The organism is Coralloluteibacterium thermophilum (assembly GCF_042654365.1).
Lineage (GTDB): Bacteria > Pseudomonadota > Gammaproteobacteria > Xanthomonadales > Xanthomonadaceae > Coralloluteibacterium > Coralloluteibacterium thermophilum.
In genome coordinates, this window is record NZ_JBHSGG010000028.1 from 1 (window position 1) to 18876 (window position 18876).

The 18876-nt window shown below is 71.6% G+C and carries 12 protein-coding genes; 5 read left to right on the top strand and 7 right to left on the bottom strand.

The genetic code is table 11. The features are described 5' to 3' along the window. Positions 1-430: 430 nt before the first annotated feature. From ACFO3Q_RS09745 to ACFO3Q_RS09760, 4 genes are all read right to left on the bottom strand, one after another. Positions 431-1585: an endo-1,4-beta-xylanase gene (locus ACFO3Q_RS09745; RefSeq protein WP_377004480.1), complete on the bottom strand. Its 1155-nt coding sequence runs from the start codon at positions 1583-1585 to the stop codon at positions 431-433. 117 nt (positions 1586-1702) lie between these two features. Then, the gene (locus ACFO3Q_RS09750; protein WP_377004481.1) at positions 1703-4558 is read right to left on the bottom strand and encodes a glycosyl hydrolase 115 family protein; all 2856 of its coding nucleotides are present in this window, start codon (positions 4556-4558) and stop codon (positions 1703-1705) included. A gap of 116 nt (positions 4559-4674) precedes the next feature. Then, the gene (locus tag ACFO3Q_RS09755) at positions 4675-5736 is read right to left on the bottom strand and encodes an endo-1,4-beta-xylanase (RefSeq protein WP_377004482.1); all 1062 of its coding nucleotides are present in this window, start codon (positions 5734-5736) and stop codon (positions 4675-4677) included. Positions 5737-5762: 26 nt separating this feature from the next. After that, positions 5763-7058: an MFS transporter gene (locus ACFO3Q_RS09760; protein WP_377004483.1), complete on the bottom strand. Its 1296-nt coding sequence runs from the start codon at positions 7056-7058 to the stop codon at positions 5763-5765. A 446-nt stretch (positions 7059-7504) separates the two neighbouring features. Here ACFO3Q_RS09760 and ACFO3Q_RS09765 point away from each other — a divergent pair, with 446 nt between their 5' ends. The 4 genes from ACFO3Q_RS09765 (at position 7505) to ACFO3Q_RS09780 (ending at position 14015) form a co-directional block, all read left to right on the top strand. Further along, complete coding sequence (locus tag ACFO3Q_RS09765; RefSeq protein WP_377004484.1) at positions 7505-10450, top strand: TonB-dependent receptor; 2946 nt, start codon at positions 7505-7507, stop codon at positions 10448-10450. Between the two features lie 200 nt (positions 10451-10650). Continuing rightward, a complete protein-coding gene (locus ACFO3Q_RS09770) occupies positions 10651-12135 on the top strand; it encodes an MFS transporter (RefSeq protein WP_377004485.1) in 1485 nt (494 codons plus the stop codon). 31 nt (positions 12136-12166) lie between these two features. Continuing rightward, entirely contained in the window at positions 12167-13183 is a 1017-nt protein-coding gene (locus ACFO3Q_RS09775) for a glycoside hydrolase family 43 protein (protein WP_377004486.1), read from the top strand. 10 nt (positions 13184-13193) lie between these two features. Next, a complete protein-coding gene (locus tag ACFO3Q_RS09780; protein ID WP_377004487.1) occupies positions 13194-14015 on the top strand; it encodes an aldose epimerase family protein in 822 nt (273 codons plus the stop codon). Positions 14016-14360: 345 nt separating this feature from the next. Here the strand turns inward: ACFO3Q_RS09780 and ACFO3Q_RS09785 are convergent, their stop codons facing one another. Both ACFO3Q_RS09785 and greB read right to left on the bottom strand, forming a co-directional pair. Further along, a complete protein-coding gene (locus tag ACFO3Q_RS09785; RefSeq protein WP_377004488.1) occupies positions 14361-15062 on the bottom strand; it encodes an HAD family hydrolase in 702 nt (233 codons plus the stop codon). Further along, the gene (gene greB, locus ACFO3Q_RS09790) at positions 15059-15559 is read right to left on the bottom strand and encodes a transcription elongation factor GreB (protein WP_377004489.1); all 501 of its coding nucleotides are present in this window, start codon (positions 15557-15559) and stop codon (positions 15059-15061) included. Before greB ends, ACFO3Q_RS09785 begins: the two co-directional genes overlap by 4 nt. Positions 15560-15748: 189 nt before the next feature. On the opposite strand from greB, the gene ACFO3Q_RS09795 reads away from it, so the two are divergent. After that, positions 15749-17206 carry a rhomboid family intramembrane serine protease gene (locus ACFO3Q_RS09795; protein WP_377004490.1) on the top strand — a complete coding sequence of 486 codons (1458 nt, stop codon included), beginning with the start codon at positions 15749-15751 and terminating at the stop codon, positions 17204-17206. Between the two features lie 55 nt (positions 17207-17261). Here ACFO3Q_RS09795 and ACFO3Q_RS09800 read toward each other — a convergent pair whose 3' ends face one another. Continuing rightward, entirely contained in the window at positions 17262-18524 is a 1263-nt protein-coding gene (locus ACFO3Q_RS09800) for a tetratricopeptide repeat protein (protein WP_377004491.1), read from the bottom strand. Between the last annotated feature and the right edge of the window lie 352 nt (positions 18525-18876).

The window sequence follows — 18876 nt, forward strand, 5'->3', positions numbered from 1 at the left end:
GCCGTGCTTTCTCTCGTTCCTCATTCCTCATCCCCCACTTCTCGCTGTAAACCCCTTCCCCCGCTTGCGGGGGAAGGCGGGGATGGGGGTGAGCGCGCGTAGCGCGCTGTTCGAGGAGCGCCGGAGGAGCGGGGGGGAGTGGCTGGAGGAGTGGGTGGAGAGGAACGAGGAGCGAGGGAGCGGTGCACTTCGCGCGCGTCACGCTGCTGGCTCGAAAAGCGCCCCCTCCCCAACCCTCCCCCGCTGCGCAGGGGAGGGAGCTGGTGGCGCTGCGCAGGAGGCGTGCGCTTCAAGGGCGGGGGACGTCAGCCCCTTCCCCCGCTTGCGGGGGAAGGCGGGGATGGGGGTGAGCGCGCGCAGCGCGCTGCTCTAGGAGCGGTTGGAGAGGAGGAGTGGTTGCGCTTCCTTCTCGCTCCTCACTTCTCATGCCTCACTTCTCGCTCCCCGGCACCGCCAGCACCGCATCCAGCGCCGGCTTGGGCTGGCGGTCGCGGTCGAACAGAAGGGGGTGGTTGGTGCGGTTGGGGACGGGATAGTCGTTCTTCCAGCTCATGCCGTCGTGCACGCCCCACACCGCGACGCGGTGGATGACGTCGCGCTTGCGGTGGAAGAGGCGGAACAGCTCGGCGTAGCGTTCGGCGAGCTGGCGCTGGACGCCGGCGGGCAGGCCGTTCTTGTAGGGGTCGAGGTAGCGCTCGAACTCGGGCAGCTGGAACTGCGGGTGGGCCATGCCGGTGCCGATGATCTGCCCCTCGCGGGTGAGCGGCAGCACGTCGATGTCGAGCTCGGTGATCATCACCTTCAGGCCGAGCGCGGCGTAGGCGTCGATGGCGGCCTCGATGTCCTCCAGCGAGGGGTAGTTGAGGCCCCAGTGCCCCTGGATGCCGATGCCGTCGATGCGGATGCCGTGCGCCTGCAGCATGCGCGCCATGCGCACGATGCCGTCGCGCTTCTCCGGCCGCCATGCGTTGAAGTCGTTGTAGTAGAGCTCGGCGTCGGGCGCGTAGCGGCTGGCGAATTCGAAGGCGCGGCGTACCACCTCGTCGCCGTCGCCGACGCTGCGGGTCCAGACGGTGTCGCGGTAGGCGCCGTCCTCGCCGACGATCTCGTTGACCACGTCCCAGGCCTGTACGCGGCCGGCGTAGCGCCCGGCGACGGTCTCGATGTACTGGCGCATGCGCTCGATCTGCGCCTCCGGCGTGTTGGGGTGGCCCTGCGCGTCCTCGAAGAACCACGCCGGCGTCTGGTTGTGCCAGACCAGGGTGTGGCCGACCAGGAACAGGCCGTGGCGTTCGCCGAAGTCGACGAAGGCGTCGGCGTCGGCGAAGTCCCACACGCCCGGCTCCGGGTGCAGGACTTCCGCCTTCATGACGTTCTCGGCGGTGATGGCGTTGAAGTGCCGGGTCACCAGTGCCTGCGAGGCCGCGTCCTCGCCCGAGACGATCTCCGCGTTGACCGCGGTGCCGAACAGGAAGGCGTCGGCGTAGGCGTCCTTGAGCGTGGCCGGCGCGCCGGCCGCGTGCAGCGGCGCGGCGACGGCGGCGAGGAAGGCGAGCAGGGCGGGCCAGCGGGCGGATCGTGTCATCGGTCGGATTCCGGTGGGGCGGGCTGTGCCTGTGCGGGCGGCTTCAGCCGCGACGGGTGTGGCGGACGGGTCGCGACTGAAGTCGCTCCTACAGGGGGCTTCGTCGATGGGTGGGGCTTAGCGACGCACGCTCTCCGGCGGGCCGAGGTAGGTGGGGCGGAGGCCGTCGCGGACGATCTCGATGCGCTGGAACACCACGCCCGGATCCATGTGCCACAGCGTCAGCGTCTGCGGGCCGGCCTCCACGCGGTGGCGGGAGGTGGCGACGTGCACGCTGTCGCTGACGGCGCGCTCCCACGCACGGAAGTCGCGGTGGCCGGGCGTCGGGTCGAGCGACATGGTCACGACCTGCGGCGGTGCGTCGCCGATCGAGACGCCGAAGCGCAGCCCGCCGCGGGCCTGGTAGTCCAGCGTCGGCGAGAGCACCACGCGCACCTCGACCTCCCCGGCCTCGTGCAGGTGGACGGGATACTCCAGCCGGGTGCCGTGCTCGCCCGGCGCGTGCGGCGGCAGGGTCGCGGGCCAGGCGGTGACGCCCGACAGGGTGCGGCCGAGGTTCGGGATCGTCTGCCATTCGACGCCCCCGCCGGCGACGGCGCGGGCGTGATGCGCGGCCTCGATGGCGACGTGGCCCTCGCTCTCGACGAAGCCGGCGATGCGCGCGCCGCGCGGCGGCACGCGCACCGGCACGCTCACGCGCACCTCGGTGCGGTCGCTGCCGAGCAGGTCGATCCGCGCGACGTGCTCGCCTTCGGGCACCGCGTCCCAGTCCACCTCGACGCGCACCGCCTGTTCGTCGGCGACCTCGGCCGCGTCGGGCAGCACGCGCAGCCACGGCGTGTCGCTGCGTGCGGTGTAGCGGAAGGGGGCGGTGCCGCGGTTGAACACGACCAGCCCGCGCGTGGTGGCGCCGATCGGGTCCATCGCCGGCAGGCTGGCGCTCAGCGTCGGCACCGGCCAGCCGCGGGCGTCGCCCTCGACGGCGACGCCCATGGTGCCGCGCTCGCGGACGTCCACCCGGGCGAGGGCGGGCATCACGTTGCGGTCGGGCTGCTGCCAGTGGGTGTAGCCGATCCGCGGCTGCGACATCATGTGGATCCACTTGCCGCCGGCGATGTCCTGCTCGTACACCCGGGCCAGCTCGGCGTCGCGCGCGAACAGGCGCTCGGCCTCCTCGGCCCAGGCGTTGGCGCTGGCGCGGCCCTGCTCGGTGTACAGCCGGTTGCGGGCGACCGCGACGTAGAGGCGGTTGATGTTGGCGCTGGCCAGCACCGGGTACTCGACGAGCTGGTACCAGGCGTCGCGCAGCGTCGCGGGCAGCGCGGCGCCGATGCGGAGCGTGCGCTCGACCAGCGCATCCCAGTCGGCGAGCATGCGCTCGGCCTCGCCGAAATTCAGCAGGCTCCAGGTCTCCGCGGTCAGCAGCTCAGGCTTGCGGCGCGCGTTGTACTGCGTGTAGCGGGTGAGGATGTCGCCGATGTCCCCGGCATGCTCCGGCCCGAACTGCTCCGCCGCCCAGGCCGCCGGATAGGCGGCCATGCGCTCCAGGGTCATGCCGTCCGGGTCCCACGCCTGGTCGAGGAAGAAGCTGATCGGCAGCTCCATCGGCTTGATGTCGCCGACGTTGACGATCCACAGCCGGTCCACGCCGTGCGCCCAGGTCAGGCGCATCTGCTCCCAGGCGCGCTCGATCTGGGTGGTGTTGATCCACTTGTAGTTGCGCGGGCCGCCGACGTAGTCGAAGTGGTAGTACATGCCGTAGCCGCCGCGCCGCGTCTCCCCGGGCTTCGGCAGCCGCCGCACGTTGCCCCAGTTGTCGTCGGCGAAGAGCAGGGTGACGTCGTCGGGCACGTCCATGCCGGCGTCGAAGTAGTCCTGCACCTCCTTGTAGAGCGCCCACACCTGCGGGGTCTCCTCGGCGGGGCGGCCGGTGACCTCGGCGATGATCCGCCGCTGGTCGGCGACGATGCCCTGGAGCAGGTCGATGGCGGTGTCCTCGCTCATCGGCTCGTCGCCGTCGCCGCGCATGCCCAGGGTCACCACGCTCTCGTGCGCGCCCATGCGCTCCACGCCCTCGCGCCAGAAGGCCTGCAGCCGCTCGCGGTTGCGGGTGTAGTCCCACGGGCCTTCGCCGTGGCGCGACCATTCGACGTGCGCGCGCATCATCGGCTCATGGTGGGTGGTGCCGATGACCACGCCCATCTCGTCGGCCAGCTCGGCGTTGCGCGGGTCGTCGTCGTGGAAGGCGCGGCCCCACATCGCCGGCCACAGGTAGTTGGCCTTGTGGCGCAGGATCAGCTCGAACACGCGTTCGTAGAAGCGGTGGTTGGGGCCGCCGTAGGTGGCGTTCATCCAGCCGCCGAGGGCGGGATCCTCGTCGTTGATGAAGATGCCGCGGTAGCGCACCGCCGGCGCATCGACGAAGCGCCCGGGTGCGGCGTGCAGCGTCCCGCGGCGCGGGGGCGGCACGTCGGCCCACCAGGTCCACGGCGACACGCCGATGCGGCGCGAGAGTTCGTAGAGGCCGAAGACGGTGCCGCGCCTGTCGCTGCCGACGACCAGCAGGGCGCGTTCGATGCCCGGCTCGGGCGCCTCGACCACCTGGAGCAGGTAGGCCTCCCAGCGTCCCGCGACGTCGCCGGTGTCGATGCCCTGCTCGCGCACGATGCGGTCGATGCGCGGGCTGTGGCCGAGGGTGCCGGCGATGATGGCCGTGCGCGGCAGGAAGCCGCCGGTCGCGTCGGACGCCGCGCCGGCGACGGCGGCGAGGTCCGCGCGCAGGTCGCCCGCGGCGCGCGCCACGCCGGGAAGGTCGTCGTCGTCGACGAGGACGGCCAGCGGGCGGCCGTCCTCGATGAGCGGCAGCGCGCCGGGAACAGGGCGCTCGCAGACCGCGGCCGGTGCGGCGCAGTCGTTGGCGTGGACGGGCGCGGCGGCGAGGAAAAGGGTTGCGAGAAGAGTGGCGATACGCATGCGGTCGGTGCTCCGGATGTCCGGGGATCGAGCCATGCAGGAGCGACGTCAGTCGCGACTGCCCGGGCTGGGCCCGCCAGCCGGTCGCGGCTGAAGCCGCTCCTGCACGGGGCGGGTCAGTCGGCCTCGCCGCGCACGTAGGCGCGCAGCCATTCGAGCGCCGGCCGCTCGCTGCCGTCGGCGCGCACGAGGTTGGCGCCCTGTTCCTCGCGCCACAGCCCCGGCCGGAACCCCCACATCGTGATGCCCTTGACGCCGGGGTGTTCCCAGAACACCGGGAACACGCGCTGGTAGTTGCGGAGCTGTTCCTCGTCCTCCACGCCGTCCACGTCCAGCTCGGTCACGTAGATGGGCAGGCCGGTGGTCGCGAGGCGGTCGAGGTTCTCGCGGTGCAGGGACATCGGTGTCTCCTCCGTGGTGGAGAAGGAATGCCCCTGCACGCCGATCGCGTCGATGAGGCCCTCGCGCTGCAGCAGTTCGATGATGCCGAGGTACTTCGTCGTGGCCTCCGCGTCGTTGGTGACGCTGTACTCGTTGATCATCAGCGTCGAGTCGGGGAAGTGCTGGCGCGCTAGCCGGAAGGACTCGAGGATCCAGTCCCAGCCGCTCTCGCCGTCGCCGCCCAGCGCCTCGATGTAGTTGCCGCCGCCCTCGTCGTCCTGGCTCGGCGGGTCGTTCAGCGGTTCGTTGACCACCTCCACGAAATCGAGGTCGGGGTAGCGCTCGGCGACGGCCGCGAACCACTCCTCGATCTCGGCGCGCTGCTCCTCGGGCGGCAGGGTCTTGATCCACTCCGGCTGCTGGTTGCCCCACACCATGACGTGCATCTGGAAGGGGAAGCCGTTGTCCTTGGCCATCCGGTAGGCGGCGTCGAGTTCCTCCCAGTCCATGACGTCGCGCTCGGCCTCGACCTCGCCCCACTTGCCGCCGTTCTCCGGCGTCACCTTGTTCCAGTAGCGGGCGAAGTCCTCCGCCTGCGACGGGCTGTGCGCGCTGCCGAGGAACTTGTCGAGGCCGTCGGCCAGCGGCCTGTCGGCGGCCGCGGGCGCGTCCGCGGCGGGCCTGGCGTCCTGCGTGGGGGCCTGCGCCTCGGTTCCGGGCTGCCCGCCGCAGGCGGCGAGGGCCAGCGGCAGGGCCGCGAGCGCGGCGAGGAGCGTCTTCGGTGCAAGGTTCTTCATCGTTTCCCTCCCTAGGATGTGTCTCGTCATGTCGCGGCCTTGTCCTCCAGGCGCGCGGGCTCCAGCCGTGGTGCGAGCAGGTGCACCACGAGCAGGGCGATCAGGTAGGCGGAGCCCGCCATCAGGAACACCGGCAGGTAGCTGCCGGTCGTATGCAGCAGGAAGCCGGTGAAGGTGGCGATCATCATGCCGCCGATCGCCCCGGCGAAGCCGCCGATGCCGACCACCGACGCCACCGCGTGGCGCGGGAACATGTCGGAGGTCAGCGTGAACACGTTCGCCGCCCAGCCCTGGTGGCCGGCGGTGGCCAGGCCGATCAGCGCGACCGCGACCCACAGGTTGTCGGCCTGCGCCGCGAACACGATGGGCACCACGCACAGCGCGCACACCAGCATCGCGCTCTTGCGCGCGCGGTTGACGCTCCAGCCCATGCGGATGAAGCGTCCGGCCAGCCAGCCGCCCATGATGCTGCCCACGTCCGCGAGCACGAAGATGGCGACCAGCGGCAGGCCGAGGCCGAGCAGGCTGAGGCCGTGCTCCGAATGCAGGAACTTCGGCAGCCAGAACAGGAAGAACCACCAGATCGGGTCGGTGATGAACTTCGCCGCGATGAAGGTCCACGCCTGGCGGTGGCGCAGGATGTGCGCCCACGGCACCCGCACGGTGGGCTCGGGCGGATCGCTGCGGATGTGCGCGAGCTCGGCCTGCGACAGCCGCGGGTGCTGCTCGGGCGCGCGGTACATGAGCAGCCAGGTGACCAGCCACGCCGCGCTCAGCGCGCCGGTGAACAGGAACGCGGCCTGCCAGCCCAGGCTCACCGCGATCAGCGGGACCAGCAGCGGCGCGACGATGGCGCCGATGTTGGAGCCGGAATTGAAGATGCCGGTGGCGAGCGCGCGCTCGCGTCGCGGGAACCACTCGGCGACGGTCTTGATCGCGGCCGGGAAGTTGCCGGCCTCGCCCAGGCCCAGCACGAAGCGCGCGAGCATGAAGCCGACCACGGTGGCCGCGAGCGAATGGCTCATCGCCGCGAGGCTCCACACGCTGATCGCCAGCGCGTAGCCGACGCGCGTGCCGAAGCGGTCGATGATGGCGCCGGTGCACAGCAGGCCGATCGCGTAGGCCGCCTGGAAGGCGGTGACGATGTAGCCGTACTCGATCTCGCTCCAGCCGATCTCGTCCTGCAGGAAGGGCGCGAGCACGCCCAGCACCTGGCGGTCGATGTAGTTGATGGTGGTGGCCGCCAGCAGCATCGCGCAGATGCGCCAGCGGTACATGCCGACGCGCTCCGGCGCCGCGCCCGCCACGGGGACCGCGCTCATCGCCGCGTCGTCCGGAGGATGCGCGCCGCACGGGCGCCGGAGGGCAGGGTGGCCTGGCCGCGCGGCGGCTGCCGCCTCGTTCGTGTCGCACGCATCGATCGCTCTCCCTGGGTGCATGCCGGCGATGCGGCATGTGATAGCGCTACCACCATCGCGACGCGGTGCGCCCGCGGGGTGGCATGGCCGATGGGGTGGGAGGCTACCTCGGTGTTCGCCGCAAAGCCTTGTGCGGTGCGGCATTGCGCGATACGTCGCGCCTTCGGAGGCATGTTGCGAAGCAGCGTGCAGCGCCGGAAATGATAGCGCTACCATCGAAACGTCCGGCGTTGCGGCCGATCGCGCCGGGGAGGCGGGGCCGCCGCGACCGCTGCGGACCGCGACCAAACGCACGGCCCGCGCTACGACGGGTCGAAAAAAACGAGTACCAGAAACGGGAGGGGAGTACGGTGCAGATCAAGATCGCAAGAACGGCCCTGGCGCGCGGCCTCAAGCTGGCGCTGCTGGGCATGGCCGGCGTGCCTGCCTTCGTGCAGGCGCAGGCCGCGGCGGAAGCCCAGGCGCAGACCCAGGTTCCGGCGCCCGCGCCGGCCGCCCAGGAACAGCAGCCCGTCGCCACGGCGACCGAGCTCGACCGCATCAACGTGGTGGGCTACCGCCGCAGCCTGCAGTTCTCGACCGAGACCAAGCGCGAGTCGACCGGCTTCACCGACTCGATCTTCGCCGAGGATCTGGGCAAGTTCCCGGACCTCAACATCGCCGAGTCGCTGACCCGCATCCCGGGCATCCAGCTCTCGCGCGACGTCAACGGCGAGGGCCTCAACGTCGGCATCCGCGGCCTGCCGAACAGCTTCACCAAGACGGTGATCAACGGCGCGCAGGTCGCCACCGCCTCGATCGGCCTGGACGCGACCAACCAGAACCGCGAGGTCGACCTCAATCTGTTCCCGACCGAGTTCTTCACCCAGCTGACGGTGCACAAGACGCCGCTGGCGCGCCTGCCGGAAGGCGGCGCCGCGGGCGTCGTGGACATGCGCAGCGCGCGTCCGTTCGACAACCCCGGCAGCCACGTCACCTACCAGCTGCAGGCCGACTACAACGACAACAGCGAGAAGATCAGCCCGCGCGGCACCGTCACCGGAAGCTGGACCAACGAGGAGGGCACCTTTGGTGCCCTGGTCGGCGTGTCCTCGGTACGCGGCAAGCTCGGCGTCGAGGGCTTCGAGACCATCGGCTGGACCAATCCCGGCCTGAACTACGTGCAGTGCGGCCTGGCCGCGCCGGAGGGCGTGGACCCGTTCACCAACCGCCCGGCGGAGTGCAACCGCGGCGGTGGCGGCGGCTGGCTGATCCCCGACCGCGTGCCGAACAACCCGGCGACCATCGCGGCGGGCCTGACGCCCGGGCAGGTGATCGACCGCGACCTGCTGCTGTCGCTCAACCCCGGCCTCACCATCGACCAGATCAGCGAGGCGCTGATGCCGCGCCTGGGCCGTCCCGTGCACATGTCGGGCGACCGCGACCGCGACGCCTTCCTGGCCTCGTTCGAGTGGCTGCCGAGCGAGGACATGCGCTTCTACGTCGACCTGCTGTACTCCGAGGCGCACCGCACCAACGAACGCCTGGACGTCAACCTCGTCGGTCGCGTGTTCGGGCCCACAGGCCTGCTGCCGATGGACATGCAGGTCGACGCCAACGGCGTGGTCACCGATGCGACCTTCACCAACGCGCAGTTCTTCCTGGAGGCGCGGCCCTACATCGAGGACGTGAAGTACTGGAGCATCAACCCGGGCGGTACGTTCTGGTTCGGCGGCGACGACCAGGTCAAGCTCGACGTGCAGGCCAACGCCAGCCGCAGCTGGATGTTCCGCGAGTCGCCCACCATCCTGGTCAACACGCCGTTCACCACCATCGACTACGTCAACGACGGCGGCCTGCCCACCTGGGACACCGACCTCGACCTCAACGACCCCGCCCTGGGCTGGACCTGGGCCGGCGGCCGCGTCAACGTGCAGAACGAGAAGCGCGTGGTCGAGACCTCGGGCGCGCGCGCCGACCTGCAGTTCGGGGACGAGGTGAACAACGTGCGCTTCGGCGTGGCCTACGACAGGTTCACCCGCCGCATCCAGGGCTTCGACAACAGCCCTGCGTGGCAGGAGCACGTACTGGCGACCATCCCCGACGATGCGCTGGCCTCCTACCTGCGGCCGGGCCCGCACGGCTTCATCACGGTCGACTTCGACCGCTTCATGCGCGACACCGACTACGCCCGCTACCGCGACGAGGCGCCCGAGTCGGCCGGCCCGAACACCGGCGGCTCCACCGGCGGCATCAGCGAGAAGACCCTCGGCGCCTACATCGAGCTCAACGGCACCACCGACATCCTCGACCGCCAGCTGCGCTTCAACGCCGGCATGCGCTACGTGACCACCGACCAGGAGCTGAGCGGCCCGGTGACCATCGGCGGCGTGCGCCAGTGGCAGAACCTCACCGGCGACTACGACGAGTGGCTGCCGTCCTTCAGCGCGGCCTGGGACGTCGCCGACAGCGTGGTCCTGCGCATGTCGGGCTCGCGCACCATGACGCGCCCGAACCCCAGCTCGATGCTGCCCAACACCACGTTCACCGACCAGTCGGGCCTGAACGCCAACCAGGGCAACCCGAACCTCACGCCCTACCTGTCGACCAACTTCGACATCGGCGGCGAGTGGTACACGGGCGAGGAGGGCTTCGTCGGCGTGACCCTGTTCAACAAGCGGGTCACCGGCTACACCTACCAGGGCATCAACACGATCCCGTTCTCGCAGCTCGGCATCCCGTTCGAGGACCTCACCGAGGGCCAGCAGGGCGCGATCATGTCCCGCGGCGGCCCGAACGTGGCGACCGTCAACGTGCAGCAGCAGGTCAACGCCGACGGCTCGCTCGACATCCGCGGCTACGAGCTGATCTGGGTGCAGCCGCTGACCTTCGTGCTCGACGGCCTGGGCTTCATGGCCAACTACACGGACATCAAGCTCGACCCGAAGGGCCAGGACGCCGACCGCCTGGCGGGCAACGTGTTCGGCATCGCGCCGAAGCTGTGGAACGCCACCGCCTACTGGGAGAACGACCGCGCCTCCATCCGCCTGTCCTACACCTGGACCGACGAACTGGTGGCCACCGGGCCGAACCAGCAGGGCATCCCGTACGCCCAGCTCTTCGGCGAGGAGCGCGGCCAGCTCGATCTGTCGGCCAGCTACACCTTCCCGGACCTGTGGTCGTCGCCGCAGATCACGCTCAACGTGATCAATCTCACCGGCGAGGAGCGCCGCTCCAACTTCCACTGGCCCAACGCGGTGAACGACCTGTACGACCCGGGTCGCACCGTGCTGCTCGGCGTGCGGGGCTCGTTCTGACCCCCGCGCCGGTCCGCTTCCCTCCCGGCCCGTCCCGGCGCTCCGGCGCCGGGTGGGCCGTTTTTTGCCGAGGGTGAGGGCGGGCCGGGCCCATTCCCCGGGCGCGATGCGCCCGGGCCGGTGCGGCGTGCGGCCCGCGCGCGCCGCGCGGCCGGCATGCATCCTTCCCGCCTTCCCGCAACGAGAGACCCGCCGTCCCCATGCATAGCGCACCGCAAACGCTCTCGGTCACGGAGAAGGTCGGCTACAGCCTGGGCGACCTGGCGGCCAACCTGATCTTCCAGACGCTGATCACCTTTCTGGCGTTCTTCTACACCGACGTCTACCGGATCCCCGCGGGCACCGCGGCGACCATCATCTTCGTGGTCGGCCTGCTCGGCGCCTTCGTGTTCACGCCGCTGGTGGGCCTGGTCGCCGACCGCACGCACACCCGCTGGGGCAAGTTCCGGCCGTGGATCCTGTGGACCGCGGTGCCGTTCGGCGTGCTCTCGCTGCTCGCCTTCAGCACGCCCGACCTCGGGCCGCAGGGCAAGGTGATCTACGCCCTGGTCACCTACACGCTGCTGGTCCTGGTGTACGCGGCGAACAACCTGCCGTACGCGGCGCTGAGCGGCGTGCTGACCGGCAACATGGACCAGCGCAACAGCCTTTCGGCCTACCGCTTCGTGGCGGTGATGGTCGCGCAGTTCATCATCCAGGTGCTGCTGCTGCCGCTGGTGCTGATCCTGGGCGACGGGGACCGGGTGCAGGGCTTCCAGAACACCATGGCGCTGTTCGCCATCGTCGGCACGGCGTTCTTCCTGATCACCTTCTTCACCACGAAGGAGCGCATCGTCCCGGCCCCCGAGCAGCGCTCCAGCATCCGCGAGGACGTCGGCGACCTCGTGCGCAACCGGCCCTGGCTGGTGATGCTGGCGCTGACCATCCTGGTCTTCGTCGCCCTGGCGCTGAAGGGCGGCATGTACATCTACTACTTCCAGTACTACCTGAGCGAGGCGCACCTCGCCGGTTTCCTCGACGGCATCGGCTTCAACGCCCTCGTCGCCGGCCTCAACGCCACGCTCTCGGGCATGGGCCTGGCCGGCTTCCAGTGGCCGGAGGACGCGCCGACCTCGGCCTTCAGCCTGTTCAACGCCGGCGGCATCGTCTTCATGATCGTCGGCATCGGTTTCTCGCGCCGGCTCGCCGAGCGCTTCGGCAAGCGCGACGTGTTCGGCGGGGCGCTGTTCCTGGCGACGGTGTTCCTGCTGGCGTTCTACGCCTACCCGCCGGACGCCATCGGCCTGGTGTTCGTCTCGCAGATCCTGCACGGCTTCTTCTACGGCATCACCATCCCGCTGCTGTGGGCGATGATCGCGGACGTCGCCGACTACTCGGAGTGGAAGAACAACCGACGGGCCACGGCGATCATCTTCTCCGCGATGCTGTGCGGCCTGAAGATCGGCCTCAGCGTGGGCGGCGCCCTGGTGGCCGGCATCCTCGCCTTCTACGGCTACGCGGCCGGCGCCGAGACCCAGGCCGAGCCCGCGGTGCACGGCATCCGCCTTGCGATCAGCGTGTACAGCGCGCTGCCCTTCCTGCTGTGCGTGGGCCTGCTGTTCCTCTACGAGATCGACAAGTCGATGGAGACCCGCATCGAGCGGGACCTGGATGCGCGCCGCCTCCGCACCGCGGGCGCGCGCTGAAGCACACGAAAATCAGGAGCAGGAACCGTCCATGGCCGACGCACCGGAAGTCACCGAGCTGGAGGCGCTGGCCGCCCGCGCGATCTCGCAGCCGCTGGTGAGCCACATCTACACCGCCGACCCCTCCGCCCACGTGTTCGAGGGGAAGGTCTACGTCTATCCCTCGCACGACATCGATGCCGGCATCCCGTTCAACGACAACGGCGATCACTTCGGCATGGAGGACTACCACGTCCTGCGCATGGACACGCCGGAGAGCGAGGCCGTCGACTGCGGCGTGGCGCTGCACGTCCGCGACGTGCCGTGGGCGGCGAAGCAGATGTGGGCCCCCGACGCGGCCTGCCGCGACGGGCGCTACTACCTCTACTTCCCGGCCAAGGACGCCGCCGGCCGCTTCCGCATCGGCGTCGCGGTGGGCGAGCGCCCGGAGGGGCCGTTCGTTCCCGACTCAGAGCCCATCGCGGGCAGCTACTCCATCGACCCGGCGGTCTACGGCGACGCCGACGGCGCCTTCTACATGTACTTCGGCGGGCTCTGGGGCGGGCAGCTCGAGAAGTACCGCGACAACGTCTACGACGCGCGCAACGGCGAGCCCGCGGACGACGCGCCGGCCCTCGGCCCGCGGGTGGCGCGGCTGCGCGAGGACATGCGCGGCTTCGCCGAGGCGCCGCGCGAGGTGCTCATCCTGGACGGGGAAGGCCGGCCGCTGCGCGCGGGCGACCATGCGCGACGCTACTTCGAGGGCCCGTGGCTCCACCGCTACCGCGGCACCTACTACCTCTCGTACTCGACCGGCGACACCCACCTGCTGTGCTACGCGACCGGCGACAACCCCTACGGGCCCTTCGTCCACCGCGGCACGATCCTGACCCCGGTGGTGGGCTGGACGACGCACCACTCCATCGTCGAGTTCGGCGGGCGCTGGTGGCTGTACTACCACGACTCCGTGCTGTCGGGCGGCGTGACCCATCTGCGCACCGCCAAGGTGACCGAGCTGCACCACGACGAGGAGGGGCGGATCCGCACCATCCATCCGTATGGAGCCTGATGCCGGCGCCATGCAGGCGACGGACCCGCTGGAGCCCGGTCCGCTCCTCGCCATCGGCGACGGGCCGCTCGCGCTGACGGTCGCGCCGCAGGCGGGTGGCCGCATCGCGCAGATCCACCACCAGGGCGCCCCGCAGCTCGTGGGCCCCGAGGAGGCGTCGGCGACCATCGCCTGGGGCTGCTATCCGATGGTGCCCTGGGCCGGACGCATCCGGCACGGACGCTTCGATTTCGACGGCCGCAGTCACCGGCTGCGCGCCAACCTCGAGGGGCATGCCATCCACGGCGTCGGCTTCGCGATGCCGTGGCGGGTCGAGGCCCATGCCGCGGCGCACGTCGAGCTGTCGCTCGCGCTGCCGGAGGATGCGCGCTGGCCCTTCGGCGGCGTCGCGCGCCAGCACATCGAGGTGGCCGGTGGCCGCCTGCGCCTGGCGCTGTCGGTGACCGCAGGGGTCCGGGCCATGCCCGCCGTGGTCGGTTGGCATCCGTGGTTCCGCAAGCCCGCGCGACTCGCGTTCGCGCCCGCGGCCATGTATCCGCGCGACGCCGAGGGCATCGCCATCCTGCCCACGGTGCCGCCGACGCCGGGCCCGTGGGACGACTGCTTCCTCAACACGCGGCCGGTGGAACTCCACGCGCCCGGTCACCGCGTGCGCCTGACCTCCGACTGCACGCATTGGGTCGTCTTCGACGAACGCGCGCACGCGACCTGCATCGAACCCCAGACCGGTCCGCCCGACGCCCCCAACCTCGCACCCCACCGCCTGGCCCCCGGCGAGACGCTGGCGGCGTGGTTCCTGATGGAGTGGCTGGGGCGGCAGGAGGAGCGGTAGGAGGAGTCGAGTGAAGAGGAGTGAGGAACGAGAGAAGCATGCCGTCCTCTCGTTCCTCACTCCTCTCCACTCACTCCTCAAACCCAGCCCCTCCCCCGCGGACAGCGGGGGAGGGTTGGGGAGGGGGCGCTTCTCGACGAGAAGCGAGAGATGAGGAAGGAGGAACGAGAAGCACGCCCGTTCTTCTCGTTTCTCACTCCTCTCCACTCACTGCTCAAACCCAGCTCCCTCCCCCGCGGACAGCGGGGGAGGGTTGGGGAGGGGGCGCTTCTCGGCGAGAAGCGAGAGATGAGGAGCGAGGAACGAGAGAAGCACGCCGTCCTCTCGTTTCTCACTCCTCTCCACTCACTCCTCGAGCCCCCCGCTCCTCGTCGCCAGCAGCCCGCGCACCGCATGCAGGTCGTCGGCGACGTGGCGGCAGAGGGCGCGGATGTCGTCGGTCGCGGGCAGCAGGTCCGGCACCATCACCGCGATCATGCCGGCGGCGTGCGCGGCGCGGATGCCATTGTGGCTGTCCTCCAGCGCCAGGCAGCGCGCGGGGGCGACGCCGAGCGCCCCGGCTGCGCGCAGGTAGGGTTCGGGGTGCGGCTTGCCCTGGACCACGTCGTCGCGTGTGACCACGGCGCGGAAGCGCTCCCGGATGCCGGCGGCCGCCAGGTGCCGCTCGGCGCTGGCGCGGCGGCTGTTGGTGCAGACCGCCATCGGCAGCCCGGCCTCGTCGAGGTGCGCCAGCAGCGCTTCGACGCCCGCCATCAGGGCGACCTCGCCATGGCGCGCGGCGATCTCCGCGTCCAGCGCGGCGCGGAACTCGTCGAGTGCCGCGGCGCCGCCGAGATGCTCGGCGATGCGCGCCCAGGTCTCGCTGGTGGCGACGCCGATCAGGCTGGCGTAGAAGGCGTCGTCCATCTCGCGGCCGACCCGCGCGGCGGCGGCCAGGGTGGCGGCCCGCAGCGGTCGTTCGCTGTCGATCAGCAGGCCGTCCATGTCGAAGACGACGGCGTCGATCTCCTCGCGCAGGCAGAGCGCGTCGTTGCGGGCGCCGGTCATGCGTAGCGCACCGCGACCACGGCATAGCGCGCCGGCCCCGCCGGGAGCTGCACCTCGAACTCGTCGTCCACGCGCTTGCCGAGGGCCGCGCGCGCCAGCGGCGAGTCGATGCTGATGAGCCCGAGCTTCGCATCGGTCTCGTCCGGCCCGACGATGCGGTAGCGCGCGGTGTCCCCGCGGTCCACGTCCTCCAGTTCGATCCAGGCGCCGAAGAACACGGCGTCGCGGTCGGTCGGGCCGTCCTCTGCGACCCGCAGCGCGGGCAGGCGCTTGCTGAGGTAGCGTACGCGCCGGTCGATCTCGGCGAGCTGCTTCTTGCGGTAGATGTACTCCGCGTTCTCCGAGCGGTCGCCCTCCGCCGCCGCGGCGGCGAGCGCACGCACCACCTCGGGCCGCTTCTCCTTCCAGAGGTGGTCGAGCTCGGCGCGGAGACGCTCGAAGCCGTCGCGGGTGATGATGGCGGTCGAGCCGGGGGCGGGGGGGCGCCAGCGGGACATGCGGGACTCGGTCGGGCGGGGCGGCGAGGATAGAGCGTGTCGTGCCCTCCGGGATGAACGAGAAGCGGCGCGGCGGGCGGCTCTGCATCGCCGATGCCCCACGCATCTCATCTCGAAGGGCATGGCACGACGCATGCGGCGGGTGCGGACCTACAATCGCCGCACACACGGATCGTGCCGGGGAGCGCGATGCTGATACTGCCGCTGGACCGCCCGCTGACGCGGGAGACCTTTCCCTGGACGACGGCGCTGCTGGTGCTGCTCAACGTCCTGGTGTTCTGCGTGCTGCAGGCGGGCGACGGACCTGCCGAGGCGCGCGCCGAGGCCTTCCGCAGCGCGTCCGGCCTCGCCGCGCAGGAGACGGAGGCCTATCGGCGCCACCTCGACGAGACCGGTGGCACCCTGCGCGGCCCGCGCGGCGGAGCGGACCTGCCCGAGCCGCTGCGCGACCGCCTGCAGGCGAGGCTGGCCGACATCGACCCGCGCTTCCAGGCGCGCCTGGCACGGGGCGAACTGCTCGCGCCGGACGAGACCGCGCTGTGGGCCGGCCGCCGCGCCGAGTACGAGGCGCTTGCCGGACGCAGCACGACCTGGCGCTTCGCCCAGCGCAGCTCGGATCCGTCGCCGCTGCGCATGCTGACCGCGGCCTTTCTGCACGGCGACCTGCCGCACCTGCTCGGCAACATGCTGTTCCTGGGCCTGGTGGGGATGCTCGTCGAGGGCGTGGTCGGCGCCTGGCGCACCCTGCTGCTCTATGTCCTCGGTGCCCTCGGTGCGGGCATGGCGTCGCTGGCCTGGCGCTGGGGCGAGGTGGGCGTCGGCCTCGGCGCCTCGGGTGCGGTCTCGGCCTTCATGGGCGCTTACTGCGTGCTGTGGGGGCTGCGGCGGGTGCGCTTCTTCTACTGGTTCGTCGTGGTGTTCGACTACGTGCGGGCGCCGGCCATCGTGCTGCTCCCGGTGTGGCTGGCCTGGGAGGTCTACAACCTGCTCGCCAACCCGGACGCGGGCGTCGGCTTCGACGCGCACGCCGGCGGCCTGTTGACCGGTGCCGCCCTGGCGCTCGTCGTCCGCTACACCGGCGGCACCCGCACCGGCTTCATGGACGCGCCGGCCCGCGCGCAGGAGGACGAGGCGGCGTGGAACGCCGCCCAGGCCGCCCTCGGACGCATGGCGCCGACCGAGGCCGAGGCGCTGCTGCTGCCCCTGGCCGCGCGCAGGCCGGAGCGGATCGACGTGCAGGTCGCGCTGTACCGCTGCGCGCGCTATGCCGGTACGGCGGCGCGCGCCCGCGAGCGCGCCGCCGCGGTCCTCGCCCTGACTGCGCCCGACCCCGCCGCGCGCGCCCAGCAGATGGAGGTGGTGGAGGATGCCGCGCGTGCGGGCCTGCTGCCGGAGCCGCCGGTCCTGCTCGCGTTCGCGGCCCGCCTGATCGAGGCCGCGCAGCCGGCGGCCGCCGCCCGCGTCCTCGGTACGTCCGCGGGAGAGGATCCGGCGTCGGCACGGCTCTGGCTGCGCCTGGCGCTGGCCCGGGAGGCCGCGGGCGACGCCGCCTACCGAGAGACGCTGGAGATCCTGCTGGCGCGCTTCCCGGCCACCCCGGAGGCGGGCAAGGCGCGTTTCCTGCTGGACGCCGCCGCGTCGCCGTAAGCCCGGCGGGCCGCGCCACCTCCGCGGCAGGTGGCCGGCGCCGCGCCGGGCGGCCCTATCCGCTCTTCGACGGGAGGCGCGCGAGCGCGGCGTCGAGCTCGGCGAGCACGGCGGGGTCGTCGGTGCGGGTGCGGGCGTAGGCGAGCACGTCCGCCGCCTCCTGGTCGCGCGCATGCCGGTCGACCAGCAGGCCGGCCTCGAGCAGGGCGGCGGCGGGAATGGCCCGGTCCTTCGGGGCGGCACGGCGCAGCGCCTGCAGCAGGTCGAGGGCGAGCCCCGCCTGCCCCAGTTGCAGCGCGCGGCGTGCGAGGTCGACCGTCTCGCTGCCTTCCAGCAGGGTGAAGTCCGGATCCAGGTCGAGGCTCTCGCGGGCGATGCCCAGCGCGCGGCGCTCGTCGCGCTCCAGCACCAGCAGGTGGATGAACCGGCGCGCGTGCGCGAGCAGGGCGTCGCGCTCGGCCTCGCCGGCCTGCTGCAGCAGGCGGCGGTAGAGGGCATGCGCCTCGACGGACACCGCACGCACCCGGACGGCATCCCGCAGCAGGGCGAGCGCCGCGTCGGGGCGGCCTTCGCGCAGGGCGTCCCCGGCCTGCTCCAGCAGTTCGGCGTCCTGGTCGCGCGGGCGGTCCGGCAGGCCGGCGGCTTCGGGCTCGAAGCCGAGCGTCTCGTGGTACTGGTAGAGCAGGTAGCCCATCAGGTGGAAGGTCGCGAACAGGCCCCAGAGGAACAGGGCGTAGGCCACCAGCTCCGCGAGCGGGCGGGGCAGGGCCAGCGCGAATAGGGCCGCGGCGTTGAGCGCGCTCAACTGGAAGACGAAGAGCAGGGCGACCAGGGCCAGATAGGGCCAGCCCACGCGCGCGATCAGGGCGAACCAGGTCGCGGGGTTGATCGCGTGCCGGAGGCTGCCGTCCATCGCCAGCGCCATGGTCGCGCCCGGCTGCACCAGCACGATGACGGCGAGCGCGAGCAGGGCGAGCGCGATGCCGCCGAGGAGCGCCGCGACGACGATGCCTACGATGAAGAGCAACTGCATGGCGAGGAAGCGCAGCAGGACGCCGTCGTTGAGGTCGAGCACGGTCTCGGGTGGGTCGAGGCGGCCGTGGGCGGTCACGCGCAGCGCCTCGAAGGCGTACTTGTAGGCGACGGCGAGCAGCAGGAGGCCGACCAGCCAGCCGATCAGCGGCAACCAGGCGGCGACCTGGGCCACGGTGAGCACCAGCAGCGTCGCGAGCGCGCCGCCGCGGAACGGATACGCGACGATCTGGCGCAGGCGCGTCCAGAACGGCGCGATGGTCTGGTGGCGGGCGGTCGCGCCCATCCCCGATGCGTGCATGGCGTTCCCCGACTGCCGGCAGTCCCTGCCGGTGCGCCCTCCCCGGCGCATGGCGGCGGCCGGACGGCCGCCGTGGCCGGAGTCTATGCAAGCGCGGCGGCGGCAGGCCAGTGGCGCGGGCGGAGGGGGGAGGGCGAAGGGCTAAGGGCAGGGGCAGAGGGCAGAGGGCAGAGGGCAGAGCGCGGGTTTGCCGCGGGTGTGGAAGGCTGCGCGGATGCCGCTCGGATATCGGCTCCCTCCCCACGAGGCGGGGAGGGGCGCCTTGGGCAGGAGTGAGAGGGGCAGGAGTGCGGCGCGGGAGGAAGTGCAGCCTCTCATTCTCGCTCCACTCCTCTCG